Genomic DNA, 13,060 nt, shown 5'->3' with positions numbered 1-13,060 from the left:
CTGGCTACCGCGTGGGCTTGACCGTCACTGGTGCCTTGCCCGCCTTCATCTGCTCCAGCAGCGGCGCGCACTGGTTCGGCTCACCGCCGCTGGGCGCTATCAGCGCGAGCAAGCCGGCGGCCGGTGCAGCGATCACACCCAACGCCACCATCCCGGCGCCGCGCAGCATCAGCGGCACCGCCTTGATCCCCGCGGCAGGCTTGGCGAACGAGCCCCGCACGTACAACGGCGAGCGCAGGGAAATCAGGCGCCAGCCCTTGGACTCGGGAGTGATGGTCAGGTCCAGTTGCTCACTCGCCATGTTCGCCGTGCCGTCGATGTAGATGATCGCGTTCTCGGTGTCGAACACGAACAGGCGCGTGGTCGCCAGGCCCGTCTTGATGTCGAAGTCCGCCGCCGCGCAGTTGATCTTCACTTCCTCGTCGCCAAAGATTTTACCCACCACGTAGTTACCGACGTTCAGCCCCGCCAGCTCCATCAGCTCACGACTGATGGCGCCATCGTTGATGAGCATTTTCAGCGAGCCATTGGCAGTGCCCAGCAACGCCGCCACCGAATTGCCGCGCCCGGTGATATCGGCATCGCCGTTCAGTTCGCCGAAGCTGGTTTTCATCGGCTCAAAGCCCGGAAACAGCTGCTTGAGCTTGAAGCCGCGCGCCGTCAACTTCGCCTTGCCTTCCAGGGGCTGGGTGTGGCCGTTGAGGCGGATCTGCGCATCGAGGCGACCACCGGCCACGCCAAAGCGCAGGGGCTCGAGGCTCAACTGCCCATCGTTGAGCACCAGATGGGTGTAAAGGTCGGTGAACGGCAGTTGCTCGCTATGAACGATGCGTTTGCCGGTGAACTCCACATCGGCGTCCATCACGCCCCAGCGCTCGGTGCGAAACTCCTCCACGGGCAAAATCTTGTCGGCCGGCTGCTTGCTGGCGCCGCCCCGGGCCTTTTGCTCGGTATTGGAGTCGGCACCGATCAACGGCGCCAAGTCGCTGAACAGCAGTTGATTGGAGACCAGCGTGCCACTGAGCTTTGGCCGCGGCTGGCTGGCGACATAAGCCAGGTCGCCATGGATATCGCTGTCGCCGATCTTGCCGTTGAACGCCTCATAGCGAAACAGCGCCCCACCCGGCTCATGCAGCTTGGCAATCAAGCGGCCGTCAGTGGCATAAGGCGGCGAATCCGGCAAGGTGACGCCGGTCAGCGGGTAGAGATGGGCCAGGCTGTTGCCGGCCAGCTTCAGGCGCAAGTCCAGGGCCCCCAGATTCAGCGGGTCGGTGAGGGTGCCGGCCAGTTCGACGCGAGTCTCGGCGATTTTCGCCTGGGCCTGGAGCGGAAAGGGTCGTGACGCATCCTGCAATGCCAGCAAGCCGCCGACCTTGCCGGAGCCGGCCAGGGCTTGCCCGTGATACTGCCCGTCGACCTTGAAGGCGAACGCGTAGTCCTGCGGTGTCGCGCCCTGGTCCTGGGCTTTTTTGGCGGTCTTTTCACCGACGATATCGCTGAACGGGATGGGTTTGCCCAAGGGGTCGATCAACAGGTCGAGGCGAGTCTTGAGCGTTTGGTCGTCAAGGGTGACGTGGCCCTTGTCGAAGCTGATGGCGCCGATGTCCACCACCCAGCTGGACGGCTTGGCGTCAGGGTCTTTCGGATCGAATTGGAAGGTCCAGTTGGCGCGCCCGTCAGCCAGGCGTTGCAGGTTGGCGTCGGGCTCCGTCAGGTCGATACGCGCAATCGCCACCCGCCGGGCCAGCAAGGCCAAGGGCGAGACGCGCAACTCAACACGTTTGAGCGTGACCATTTGCGGGGTTTTCGACCACTCCGGGTTGCCCAGGCTCAAGTCCTCGGCCACCACATGGGGCCACGGCAACCAGGCTCGCCAGCCCCCTTCCTCCGGCTCACGCTGCCAGGTCACCGCCAGGTTGCCGTTGATGGCAAAGGGACGATGCAACTCCTCGGAAACCTTGGTATTGAGCGCAGGCTTGATGCGGTTCCAGTCGAAGAAGGCGATGATCAGGATCAGCACGGCCAGCAGGACAACAAGGCTGGCAAAGCTCCAGGCGAGGATTTTCGAGGTGCGCGTCATGCACAAGGCTCCTGATGACAAGATCGGCGTCCGTAACCGCGACGCCGCTGGGAACACAACCCTGCAGTCGGTTCGTTATGAAGGGTTGGACTGGTAAAACGGTCCACAGGTGCCGATGAACGGCACAAAAAACTGCAAGATTGCTGACCGATCAGACAACAAACTGTTACCGCGCCCGCACACTTGCGAGGCAGCGATGGGTACAAAATACCCACCACGGTGCAAAACCAACCCTCGGAAAGGCCCGCCCTAGAGCCTTCGCCCCGAACAATCAATTCCGTTGATTATTACCATTGCGTTTATGAACTTTTATATCGACTTATCGAGAGTAGCATTGCCCTCGTACCCACTTTATCGCCCTCCCAAGGAGCAACGATCATGAAACGCCAACTACTGATGAGCCTTTCCCTTTCACTGCTGGCCTCGACTGCCTTTGCATTGCCAGCCTCCGAACAAGCTACGCCACAGGTCAAGGACAGCCACTCTGTCTACAGCCAGACTGTTGCCGAAGGTGGCCGTGATCGCCTGGAAGAAAAAGGTCTGGCTGAGGACGGCTCTTCTCGCACACCTGGCCAGACTCTCGCCGAAGATGGTTCTGACCGCACACCTGGCCAGACCCTCGCCGAAGATGGTTCTGACCGCACACCTGGCCAGACCCTCGCCGAAGATGGTTCTGACCGCACACCTGGCCAGACTCTCGCCGAAGATGGCTCTGACCGCACACCTGGCCAGACTCTCGCTGAAGACGGTTCTGATCGTACCAAGCTGGGCGAAACCCTTGCCGAAGACGGTTTTGATCGCACCAAACAGGGCGAAACCCTCGCCGAAGGCGGTGGTGATCGCGTGATCGAACGCAACAGCACAGTGAGCTGAGCCCATGGTGGCCCGGAAAAAAGCCCGATTCCTGCAATCGGGCTTTTGACTTTTCAAGCCCTTCGTTTTCCCGCCTGATCCCTCTCTACCGTTCGACGTCGGCAAAGCCGATTTGCTAGAGTGCGTCGCTCCCATGAATCAGAAGCCAGCCTTGCGATGCTGCCCCGCGCCGAACAGAAACAACAGACCCGAATTGCCCTGATGGACGCAGCCCGCCATTTGATGGAGTGCGGCCGGGGGTTCGGCAGCCTGAGCCTGCGGGAAGTCGCCCGGACTGCCGGCATCGTGCCCACCGGGTTCTACCGGCACTTCGACGATATGAACCAATTGGGCCTGGCACTGGTCAGCGAAGTCGGCCAGACCTTCCGCGAAACCATCCGCCTGGTGCGCCACAACGAATTCGTCATGGGCGGCATTATCGACGCGTCGGTGCGGATCTTTCTCGATGTGGTGCAGGCCAACCGATCGCAGTTCCTGTTCCTGGCCCGCGAGCAATACGGCGGCTCCCTGCCAGTGCGCCAGGCCATCGCCCAGCTGCGCGAAGACATCAGCTCGGACCTGGCAGCCGACCTGGCCTTGATGCCCAAGCTGCAGCACCTGGACCTGGCTGCCCTGGGCGTGATGGCCGACCTCATCGTCAAGAGCGTGTTCGCCACCCTGCCGGACATCATCGACCCACCCGCCCAAGCCCTCCCCGAACACCTCACGCCCCAGGCGAAGATCACCCAGCAACTGCGGTTCATCTTTATTGGCCTCAAGCATTGGCAAGGGTTGGGCAGTACCGAATAAACCCCGGATGTACCCCACTGTGGGAGCGAGCTTGCTCGCGATAGCGGAGTCTCAGCCCCCTGATTGCTCACCTGACACACCGCCTCCCGAAGAACCGCCTGGTAAATATGGCCATCTCTGTAGGAGCTGCCGACCGCTGTGATCTTTCGGTGCTTTTCCCCCGCCAAACCCTCGGACATTTCCTTCAACACGCCGGGCTGTTCATGAACTAGGCAGCGCTTTCGAGCGCCGTTAACCTTTGTTCGTCATCGCAAAAAACGGTGATACGGACGTGCAAGTCCGATCTAGGAACGCATTCGTTATGGCTATTCGCCGAGCATTTTTCTATGCTCGCCGACTGTTATGGCGGCTGCGCGTGGGAGACCTTCGGGTCTGCCGGGTTCCTGGACCGGTCTTGCACACCTACGTACAGCTGCCACCCATTTTTCGACGTGCAATCGGAGGGTGCCGGCTCCACTTCCAGGAATTTTCACTATGTTCATAGCAACTCCGAATCCCCCACAAAGCGGCCATAAGTCCCGCGTCGAAACGCAGGAAGAAAAAAAGCTCGATGACGCCGCCACCCGCGCCCTCGACTACTACCTCAAGCCCAAGCCCGCCTCACCGCCCGAACCTGACAAAAACCAACTCTTCATCGTTTCCCCACACATCGACACCGAAACCCTGCTCGCCAACGCCTCCGAAGACCTGCTCTCCATCAGCACCATCGCCGCCGACCTGGCTGACGACGTGGACGATTCACGCCGCTGCGTCGCCCTGGCAATCAGCCGGATGGCCGATGGAGTGCAGTTGTTGGTCGAGCGGGCATTGGATCATCTGGAAACCAAGGAGATGGCGGCGCCTGGAGCCAAGGGGTAGCGCTTTGCATTGATGCAGGCTGAGCCGGCGCCATCGCAAGCAAGCCCGCTCCCACAGGTTCTTTTGCGCAGGTCGCAAAATGGTGCGCAAAACTCCAATGCGCACCAACCTGGCACACATCCCGCCCCATCCTGAAACGCCATCCCAGCTATTTCCTACATCTCTTTCGGTTGGCAAGCCCCTTGCTCTAAACACAGCACTATTCATTGCTGGAAGCACTCCGATGCTGGTGATTCATCGCAGAATCGACACTCAACCGCGCTGGGACGCCGAGCTGCACCTGACCTTTGACGCCCGTAGCAAAAGCCGCCTGCGCTGTTTCAGTGCCGAAGGTGAAGACGTGGGGTTGTTCCTGGAACGAGGCCAACCGCCACTGTACGACGGCGAATGCCTGCAAGCTGAAGACGGGCGCATCGTGCGTGTTTGCGCCCGCGCCGAACAATTGCTGCATGTCACCTGCGCCAACGCGTTCGAACTGACCCGCGCCGCCTATCACCTGGGCAATCGCCATGTCGCCTTGCAAGTGGGCGATGGCTGGTTGCGCCTGCTCGACGACTACGTGCTCAAGGCGATGCTCGAACAACTGGGCGCCCGCGCCGAACCCATCGAAGCCCCATTCCAACCGGAACACGGCGCCTATGGCGGCGGTCACCATCACTCCCGGCACGGCGACGAAGCGTTCAACTACGCGCCGCGCCTGCATCAGTTTGGCGTGCGCACATGAACCCGGCCTGGGCGCTGTTGCGTCTGGCCAGCCCGCAGTTGCCGATTGGCGGCTACAGCTATTCCCAGGGGCTGGAGATGGCGGTGGACAACGGCCAGGTGAAGAATCCCGACGACGCCCGTCGCTGGATCAGCGATCAACTGCTGCTGAACCTGGCGCGTTTCGAAGCGCCCTTGTTGCTGGCGCACTGCAGCGCAGCCGCGGCTGACGATTGGGATGCGCTGCTGCTGCATTGCCAAGAACACCGCGCCAGCCGGGAAACCCGTGAGCTGTATCAAGAGAGCCGGCAGATGGGCTACTCATTGCAGCAACTGCTCGCTGGCCTGCCGGAACTCGACCGTGCCGCGCGCGGCTTTCTTGAACAGCTCAGCCTCCAACAGCGCAGCGAGCCGCACCTGGCCTTGTGCTGGGCTCTGGCGGCCCGCGCCTGGCAGATCGCCCCCCAGGACGCCCTCGCCGCCTGGCTGTGGAGCTGGCTGGAAAACCAATTGGCGGTGCTGATGAAAACCCTGCCCCTGGGCCAGCAAGCCGCCCAGCGCTTGACCAGCGAACTGCTGCCGCTGCTGCAACAGGCCCAGCACGACGCCTCGAACATCGACCCTGACCATTACGGCAGCGCCGCATTTGGCCTGTCCCTGGCGTGCATGGCCCATGAGCGCCAGTACAGCCGTCTATTCCGTTCCTAGGAGACACTCATGAATACACAACCTCTGCGCGTCGGTATCGGCGGCCCGGTGGGTTCCGGCAAGACCGCCCTGACCCTGGCCCTGTGCCTGGCTCTACGTGAACGCTACAACCTGGCGGTGGTCACCAACGACATCTATACCCGCGAAGACGCCGACTTCCTGGTGCGCAACGAGGCCCTGGCACCGGAGCGGATCATCGGCGTGGAAACCGGCGGCTGCCCGCACACGGCGATTCGCGAAGACGCGTCGATCAACCTTGAGGCGGTGGACCAGTTGAACCGGCGCTTCCCGGGCCTGGACCTGATCCTGGTGGAATCGGGCGGCGACAACCTGTCGGCGACCTTCAGTCCCGAGCTGTCGGACCTGACCATCTATGTGATCGACGTCTCGGCCGGCGACAAGCTGCCGCGCAAGGGTGGGCCGGGCATCTGCAAATCCGACCTGCTGGTCATCAATAAAATCGACCTGGCCCCCCTGGTGGGTGCGTCCCTGGAAATGATGGACAGCGACACCCGGCGGATGCGCAACGGCAAGCCCTTCGTGTTCAGCAACCAGAAGACCGGCCAGGGCCTGGACGACATCATCGCCTTCATCGAGCGCCAGGGTCTGCTGACCGCCGCCTGATCTTTCCGACTGACCACAAGGAAGCTTATCCATGACCTTCAAACGTATCCTCGGCGCCCTTGCCCTGCTGCTGACCCCAGCCCTGGCCTTCGCCCATCCCGGCCATGGCGACAATGGCGTGATCGCCGGCCTCGGCCACCCCATCGGCGGGCTCGACCACTTGCTGGCGATGCTGGCGGTCGGTTTGTGGGCCGCACAACAACAAGGTGCCGCGCGCTGGGCGCTGCCGTGCACCTTCGTCGGGACGATGCTGCTCGGCGGCCTACTGGGCTTTGAAGGCCTGGACCTGCCGGCGCTGGAAAGCGGGATCGCCGCCTCGGTGCTCGCCCTGGGCCTGGCGGTGGCACTGGCGGTGCGTCCGCCATTGAGCCTGGCAGTCGGTGCGACGGCACTGTTTGCGCTGTTCCATGGCGTGGCCCATGGTTTGGAACTACCGGACATGTCGAGCCCGTGGGCCTATGCGGCGGGCTTCGTCGTGGCGACAGCGGCGCTGCACGGCGCCGGGTTTGCCCTGGTGCGGGTGTTGCCGCGCGCGGCGGCGCCATTGGTCCGGTTGGCCGGGGCGGCTTCGGCGGCGGCTGGGGTTTGGTTGCTGGCGGGCTGATTCTCTAGCGCCTGCCGGGCCGCTATCGCGAGCAAGCTCGCGATGACGGACTTGCAGGCGCCATCTCTCTGGAGTCGGTCACTCTGCTACCATGTCGCGCAATCGCCCCCAGCCGTGACGACGTCCGCCCATGCCTGATGCTTCCCGCCCCGCTCCCCAGCCTGAATTGACCGCCCTGTTCGCAACAGTGCGTCAGCATTTTCACGACGTGATCGTGCCGATGTGGCAAGGCCCGGGCTGGAATGCCGAACTGGCGCTGCCCTATGAATCACTTGATGCCGAACATGCGCCGCTGCCACCCCAGCGCTACCGCGCCATGGCCTGTGCGCGGCAGTTGTATGTGTTCGCCAGCCTGATTGGCGAAGTGCCCCAGGCCGAGGAACGGGCCGGCGCACTGTTCCGCTCGCTGCAGCGTCATTTCCACGACGCCGAGCATGGCGGCTGGTTCTACAGCATCGATCCGCAAGGCGCGCCGCTGGACACCAGCAAGGACCTCTACACCCACGCCTTCATCCTGTTCGCCTGCGCCCATTACTGGGGCAAGGTCCGCGAGCCGCTGGTGGAATCGGTACTCAACGCGAGCCTGGAGGTCATTGCCCGGCGCTTCGCCAGCGCAGACGGTCTCTACGAAGCCAGCCTCAAGCGTGATTGGTCAACGACCGGATCCGGCCCGCTGCAAAACCCGTTGATGCACTTGGCCGAAGCGTTTCTCGCCACCCTCTCGGTCCGCGAAGACGCCAACGTCCGCCAGGCATTGCTGAGCCTGTGCGACGCAATGGCCAAGCAGTTCATCGAGCCGCAGCAAGGCGTAATGATGGAGAAGCCGCTCAAGGCTGTGGATAACTGGTTCGAACCGGGGCACCAGTTCGAATGGTATTACTTGCTGGCCTCATCGCCCCTGTTGCGCAACGGCAAGTTGCACACAGCTCTGGAGCATAGCTTCGGCCATACCGAGCAACGCGGCATCGACCCGGACTCCGGTGCTGTGTGTGCAATGCTGGCCTTGGGATCACAGGCAGACCCACGCGATGCCACCCAACGCATCTGGGCCCAGGCGGAATACTTGCGGGCCCTCACATTGCGCCCGGGCAGCCAGGGGTTGTTGCTGCGCCAACTGCAAGCGCTGCAGCAACATTTCCTGCATGCCAAGGGCTGGCATGAATGCCTGGACGCCGACGGCATTGTCAGCCGCCGGGACATGCCGTCCACCACGCCGTATCACCTGCTGACCTGCTATCGCGGACTGGCCGATTATCTGGCGTAGAGATTGCCCCCACTGGACCTGTAGGAGCTGTCGAGCGAAGCGAGGCTGCGATCTTTCCAAGATCAAAAGATCGTCCGAACGCGGCCCGAGCCTTCGGCAGCTCCTACAGCGCAGCCAAGCGGGAGCAATCTCTGGCCACAAAAGCTCACTTCAAAACACTCGTCAGGCCTTGTTGCGCTCAATGGCAAACCCAGCCCAGGTCTGGCTCACCGGCATCAGTTCCAGGCTATTGATGTTGATGTGCGCCGGCGTGTTGAGCACCCAGAAAATCGTATCGGCGATGTCCTGCGGCTGGATCGGCTCGGCGCCGGCGTAGGTGGCGTTGTAGCGCTCCTGGTCGCCACCGAAGCGCACCAGGGAGAATTCGCTCTCGCACAGGCCCGGCTCAATATTGCTCACCCGCACGCCCGTGCCTTGCAGGTCGCACCGAAGGTTCAGGGAGAACTGCTTGACGAACGCCTTGCTCGCGCCATACACGTGGCTGCCCGGATACGGGTAGTTGCCGGCGATGGAGCCCAGGTTGACGATCCCGGCACCACGGCCGTGGGCGATCAGACGCGGCAACAGCAGGCGAGTACTGTAGATCAGCCCTTTGACATTGGTGTCGACCATGGTGTCCCAGTCATCGAGGTCGCACTTGGGCGCCGGGTCGACGCCCAGGGCCAGGCCGGCGTTGTTGATCAACCCGCGCAATTTGGCGAAGGACGGCGGCAGGTTGGCGACGGCCTCCTCCATGGCCTTGCGATCACGCACGTCCAGGACCAGGCCATGGACTTCGGTCTGCTTCGACAGCTCGGCGCAGAGGGCATTGAGGCGTTCTTCACGACGACCGGTCAGCACCAGTTTCCAACCGGCCTCGGCAAAACGACGGGCACAGGCTTCACCAAAACCGGATGTCGCGCCGGTGATAAACAGGGTGTCAGACATCGTGTTCTCCTTGTTTGAACTTCAAAAGCCATTGAATGGAAATCGGCCCACAGCATGCCCGGCCTGGCATGGGAGGAGCAAGGCTTGCGCGCCAGCTTTCGGACCACAACTGCTCATAAAATAACCAATCCACGCCAGGCCTTGCTCAATAAGGCCCGCAGGCGATTGCCCGCACCTTATCCACAGGCACGTCCACAGTAATAGGGGGCAAGTGCAAAACCCGCAAGCCGCTGTGCATAAGGCTTTGCGGGGTATTTGGAAATTTTTTTCGCTTGACCCTGCAAGTGAGGTTGTGCAGCCCAAGTTATCTGCTATAAGCCAACACCAGATGGACGATGGCTCCAAGCCAGTAACGACGCTGCTCAGCGCAGTCTTTCCAGAGTTTAGTCACAGACTTATCCACAGACTTTCCCACCGACTTTAGCGCCCATCGCAGCGCTCATAAAAGTGTTGACAACAGCCACTACCGCCTGGCGGAAAACACCTGATCAAAAAACGATCACAGCCCTGCAAGCCACGTATTCAAAGGCTTGCAGCCAGCTACTCCCACGTTACCCACAGCCAGTTCCACAGCAAACGGGGACAAGTCAAAACTGTGACAAAACAACTGTTTGCGGCGACTTTATGTCGCGGTTTCGCAGGGGCTCAGGATTGTTGTCCACAATTGTGAAAAACATACAAAACCCCTGTGGGAGCGGCGGTGTTTGGGGGAGATAAAAAAACCGGCGATCACTCGCCGGTTTGTTTTCATCGCAACAACAGCCTCAATGCCCGCCCAGATACGCGTTGCGCACCTCTTCATTGGCGAGCAACTCCTTGCCCGTGCCGGTCAGGCGGATTTCTCCGTTGACCATCACATAGGCCCGGTCCGACAGCCTGAGGGCGTGGTTGGCGTTCTGTTCCACCAGGAAGATGGTCATCCCGGTGGACGCCAGCTCACGCAGGGTGGCGAAGATCTGCTTCACCACGATCGGCGCCAGCCCCAGGCTCGGCTCATCGAGCAGCAACAACTTTGGCCGGCTCATCAATGCCCGGGCGATGGCGAGCATTTGCTGCTCGCCGCCGGACATGGTCATGGCCCGCTGGTTGCGGCGTTCCTTGAGCCGTGGAAACAGCTCGAACATGCGCTGCATGTCTTCGCTGGCGTATTTGTCACCAATGGGAATGGTGCCCATCAGCAGGTTTTCCTCGACGGTCATGTCCGGGAATACCCGCCGCCCTTCCGGCGACTGCGCGATGCCGTGGGACGCAATGTAGTGCGACGACTTGTGGGTGATGTCCACGCCCTGGTAGATGATCTGCCCGCCCGCCGCACGGGGCTGGCCGAAAATCGACATCAGCAGCGTGGACTTGCCGGCACCGTTGGAGCCGATCAGGCTCACGGTTTCACCTTCGTCAATGTGCATCGAGACTTTTTTCAGGGCCTGGATCGGCCCGTAGAACACGTCCAGCTCCTTGAGCTCGAGGATAGGTCCACTCATACCAGTTCCTCTTCGTCGGCACCCAGGTAAGCCGCGATCACCTTCGGATCGTTGCGAATCGCCTCGGGACCGCCCTCGGCGATCACCGTGCCGTGGTCCAGCACCACGATGTGGTCGGAAATACTCATTACCATGCCCATGTCGTGTTCGATCAGCACCACGGTCAGATCGTGCTCGTCGCGCAGCAGCCGGATCATCGCGCTCAGCGCTTCGGTTTCCTGAGGGTTGAGGCCGGCGGCCGGCTCGTCGAGGCAGATGATCTGCGGACGCGTGCACATGGCCCGGGCGATTTCCAGGCGCCGCTGCTGGCCATAGGAAAGCTCCCCGGCGAGGCGGTTGGCACAATCGACCAGGTCCACCACTTCCAGCCAATAGAAGGCGTGGTCCAGGGCGTCGCTTTCTGCCTGGCGGTAACCCTTGGTGTTGAGCACGCCCGCCAACAGACTGCGGTTGACCCACATGTGCTGGGCCACCAACAGGTTTTCCAGCACCGACATTTCCTTGAACAGGCGAATGTTCTGGAAGGTACGCGCCAGGCCAGCGCGGTTTACCAGGTGGGTGCCGCCAAACATCTTGTAGTACAGCCGGCTGGCGAAGGATTTCGGCGACACGAAGTCCGTCGGGCGAAACGCCTCGCCCAACAACTTGATGACGTTGGTTTGCTCGCCACGCACGTTGAGCTCGATCTTGCCGCCCGAGGCCTTGTAGAAACCGGTCAGGCAGTTGAACACCGTGGTCTTGCCCGCGCCGTTGGGGCCGATCAGGGCGAAGATCGAGTTGCGTTTGACTTGCAGGCTGACGTCGCTGAGGGCCTTGATGCCACCGAACTGCATCATCAGGTTTTCAACTTTGAGTACGACTTCGCTCATGGCGCTACCCCCTTGCGCGGCGTCACCCCGGTACGGCTGATACGGATCAGGCCGCGTGGGCGCCAGATCATCATCAACACCATCAGTATGCCGAACAGCAGCACCCGGTATTCCGCAAAGCCGCGCAGCAGTTCCGGGGCGACGGTCAGCACAAATGCCGCAATCACCACGCCAATGGTCGAGCCCATGCCACCCAATACCACGATGGCGAGGATCAGCGCCGATTCAAAGAAGGTGAACGATGTCGGATTGACGAAGCCTTGGTAAGTGGCGAAGAACACTCCGGCCAGGCCGGCCGTCGAGGCGCCGATGGTGAATGCCGAGAGCTTGACCAGGACATGGTTCAGGCCCATCGAGCGGCAGGCGATTTCATCTTCACGCAAGGCTTCCCATGCGCGACCGACCGGCATGCGGGTCAGGCGATGCTTGATGTACAACACGGCCAGTACGACGAGGAACAATACCGCGTAGATGAAGTAGTACTTCACGTCCGGGTTGTAGGCGATGCCGAAAAACTCATGGAAGGGGACACCACCGTCCTTGGCTCTTTTACTGAATTCCAGACCGAAGAAGGTTGGCAGCGGCGCGGACATGCCGTTCGGGCCACCGGTCAGGCTCAGCCAGTTATTGAGGACCAAGCGGATGATTTCACCGAAGCCCAGGGTCACGATCGCCAGGTAATCACCGTGCAGACGCAACACGGGGAAACCGAGGATGCAACCGGCCAGCCCCGCCATGATCGCAGCCAGCGGCAGCACCGTCCAGAAACCCAGCCCCAGGTACTGATAACCGAGCGCCAGCCCATAGGCACCGATGGCGTAGAACGCCACGTAGCCCAGGTCGAGCAGGCCAGCCAGGCCTACCACAATGTTCAAGCCCAGACCCAGCAGCACGTAGATCAACCCTAGGATGACCACGCCCAGCAGGTATGAATTGGAGAAAAACGGGAATACCACGGCGACGACAATCACCAGCGGGATGATCCAGCGCAACCGGGTTTTGTAATCAGGCGGCAGTACATGAACCCCGGAGCTGGTGCTTTCGAAGCCATCAAGAATTCTCAGCCCCTTGGGCGTCTGCAGGAACAGGCCCAGGGCAAAGCGGCCAGCCATGACGATAGCGACAATCCATGCCACACGGGTCGGCTGCAGGTTGAAGTCGTAGCCGTCCAGCACCACACCGACAATCGGCCCGAACACAATCAGGGCGACAAGGCCGGCGAGAATTGCGTCAACCAGGCTTTTTTTCAGTTCAATATTTTTTTTAGTGGTTGATGACATC

The 13,060-nt window shown here is 61.5% G+C and carries 13 protein-coding genes; 8 read left to right on the top strand and 5 right to left on the bottom strand.

The genetic code is table 11. The features are described from left to right. Positions 1-4 precede the first annotated feature (4 nt). Positions 5-2,080, bottom strand: a complete 2,076-nt coding sequence (locus tag GFU70_RS03205) for an AsmA family protein (RefSeq protein WP_153387587.1) — start codon at positions 2,078-2,080, stop codon at positions 5-7. Positions 2,081-2,458: 378 nt separating this feature from the next. Between GFU70_RS03205 and GFU70_RS03200 the strand changes: the two genes are divergently transcribed. From GFU70_RS03200 to GFU70_RS03165, 8 genes are all read left to right on the top strand, one after another. Next, complete coding sequence (locus tag GFU70_RS03200) at positions 2,459-2,953, top strand: hypothetical protein (protein ID WP_064107017.1); 495 nt, start codon at positions 2,459-2,461, stop codon at positions 2,951-2,953. 156 nt (positions 2,954-3,109) lie between these two features. Further along, entirely contained in the window at positions 3,110-3,742 is a 633-nt protein-coding gene (locus GFU70_RS03195; RefSeq protein WP_058546558.1) for a TetR family transcriptional regulator, read from the top strand. Between the two features lie 474 nt (positions 3,743-4,216). Continuing rightward, positions 4,217-4,600, top strand: a complete 384-nt coding sequence (locus GFU70_RS03190; protein ID WP_058546557.1) for a DUF6124 family protein — start codon at positions 4,217-4,219, stop codon at positions 4,598-4,600. A gap of 223 nt (positions 4,601-4,823) precedes the next feature. Then, a complete protein-coding gene (gene ureE / locus GFU70_RS03185; protein WP_058546556.1) occupies positions 4,824-5,324 on the top strand; it encodes an urease accessory protein UreE in 501 nt (166 codons plus the stop codon). Beyond that, positions 5,321-6,010 (top strand): urease accessory protein UreF, encoded by a 690-nt coding sequence (locus GFU70_RS03180; RefSeq protein WP_058546555.1) that lies wholly within the window; start codon positions 5,321-5,323, stop codon positions 6,008-6,010. The genes ureE and GFU70_RS03180 overlap by 4 nt, the downstream gene beginning before the upstream one ends. Before the next feature lie 9 nt (positions 6,011-6,019). Further along, positions 6,020-6,634: an urease accessory protein UreG gene (gene ureG, locus GFU70_RS03175; RefSeq protein WP_003197309.1), complete on the top strand. Its 615-nt coding sequence runs from the start codon at positions 6,020-6,022 to the stop codon at positions 6,632-6,634. A 31-nt stretch (positions 6,635-6,665) separates the two neighbouring features. Continuing rightward, on the top strand, positions 6,666-7,238 hold the full coding sequence (locus GFU70_RS03170) for a HupE/UreJ family protein (protein WP_153387586.1): 573 nt from the start codon (positions 6,666-6,668) through the stop codon (positions 7,236-7,238). A gap of 130 nt (positions 7,239-7,368) precedes the next feature. Then, complete coding sequence (locus tag GFU70_RS03165; RefSeq protein ID WP_153387585.1) at positions 7,369-8,502, top strand: AGE family epimerase/isomerase; 1,134 nt, start codon at positions 7,369-7,371, stop codon at positions 8,500-8,502. Between the two features lie 162 nt (positions 8,503-8,664). Here the strand turns inward: GFU70_RS03165 and GFU70_RS03160 are convergent, their stop codons facing one another. The 4 genes from GFU70_RS03160 to livM form a co-directional block, all read right to left on the bottom strand. Then, complete coding sequence (locus GFU70_RS03160) at positions 8,665-9,429, bottom strand: SDR family oxidoreductase (protein WP_058546553.1); 765 nt, start codon at positions 9,427-9,429, stop codon at positions 8,665-8,667. Between the two features lie 764 nt (positions 9,430-10,193). Further along, positions 10,194-10,910: an ABC transporter ATP-binding protein gene (locus GFU70_RS03155; protein WP_058546552.1), complete on the bottom strand. Its 717-nt coding sequence runs from the start codon at positions 10,908-10,910 to the stop codon at positions 10,194-10,196. Then, positions 10,907-11,779, bottom strand: coding sequence for an ATP-binding cassette domain-containing protein (locus tag GFU70_RS03150; RefSeq protein ID WP_058546551.1), 873 nt, complete (start codon positions 11,777-11,779; stop codon positions 10,907-10,909). Before GFU70_RS03150 ends, GFU70_RS03155 begins: the two co-directional genes overlap by 4 nt. Continuing rightward, positions 11,776-13,059, bottom strand: a complete 1,284-nt coding sequence (gene livM, locus GFU70_RS03145; RefSeq protein WP_116643277.1) for a high-affinity branched-chain amino acid ABC transporter permease LivM — start codon at positions 13,057-13,059, stop codon at positions 11,776-11,778. Before livM ends, GFU70_RS03150 begins: the two co-directional genes overlap by 4 nt. Position 13,060 lies beyond the last annotated feature (1 nt).

It is taken from the genome of Pseudomonas brassicacearum (genome assembly GCF_009601685.2).
GTDB lineage: Bacteria > Pseudomonadota > Gammaproteobacteria > Pseudomonadales > Pseudomonadaceae > Aquipseudomonas > Aquipseudomonas kilonensis_B.
The sequence above is the reverse complement of the archived record's forward strand: the minus strand, read 5'-3'. Positions and strand labels throughout refer to the sequence as shown.

Bases quoted from the DNA above. Each gene is read 5' to 3' on its own strand.
- GFU70_RS03205 (WP_153387587.1), bottom strand. From the start codon at position 2,080: ATGACGCGCACCTCGAAAATCCTCGCCTGGAGCTTTGCCAGCCTTGTT.
- GFU70_RS03200 (WP_064107017.1), top strand. From the start codon at position 2,459: ATGAAACGCCAACTACTGATGAGCCTTTCCCTTTCACTGCTGGCCTCG.
- GFU70_RS03195 (WP_058546558.1), top strand. From the start codon at position 3,110: ATGCTGCCCCGCGCCGAACAGAAACAACAGACCCGAATTGCCCTGATG.
- GFU70_RS03190 (WP_058546557.1), top strand. From the start codon at position 4,217: ATGTTCATAGCAACTCCGAATCCCCCACAAAGCGGCCATAAGTCCCGC.
- ureE (WP_058546556.1), top strand. From the start codon at position 4,824: ATGCTGGTGATTCATCGCAGAATCGACACTCAACCGCGCTGGGACGCC.
- GFU70_RS03180 (WP_058546555.1), top strand. From the start codon at position 5,321: ATGAACCCGGCCTGGGCGCTGTTGCGTCTGGCCAGCCCGCAGTTGCCG.
- ureG (WP_003197309.1), top strand. From the start codon at position 6,020: ATGAATACACAACCTCTGCGCGTCGGTATCGGCGGCCCGGTGGGTTCC.
- GFU70_RS03170 (WP_153387586.1), top strand. From the start codon at position 6,666: ATGACCTTCAAACGTATCCTCGGCGCCCTTGCCCTGCTGCTGACCCCA.
- GFU70_RS03165 (WP_153387585.1), top strand. From the start codon at position 7,369: ATGCCTGATGCTTCCCGCCCCGCTCCCCAGCCTGAATTGACCGCCCTG.
- GFU70_RS03160 (WP_058546553.1), bottom strand. From the start codon at position 9,429: ATGTCTGACACCCTGTTTATCACCGGCGCGACATCCGGTTTTGGTGAA.
- GFU70_RS03155 (WP_058546552.1), bottom strand. From the start codon at position 10,910: ATGAGTGGACCTATCCTCGAGCTCAAGGAGCTGGACGTGTTCTACGGG.
- GFU70_RS03150 (WP_058546551.1), bottom strand. From the start codon at position 11,779: ATGAGCGAAGTCGTACTCAAAGTTGAAAACCTGATGATGCAGTTCGGT.
- livM (WP_116643277.1), bottom strand. From the start codon at position 13,059: ATGTCATCAACCACTAAAAAAAATATTGAACTGAAAAAAAGCCTGGTT.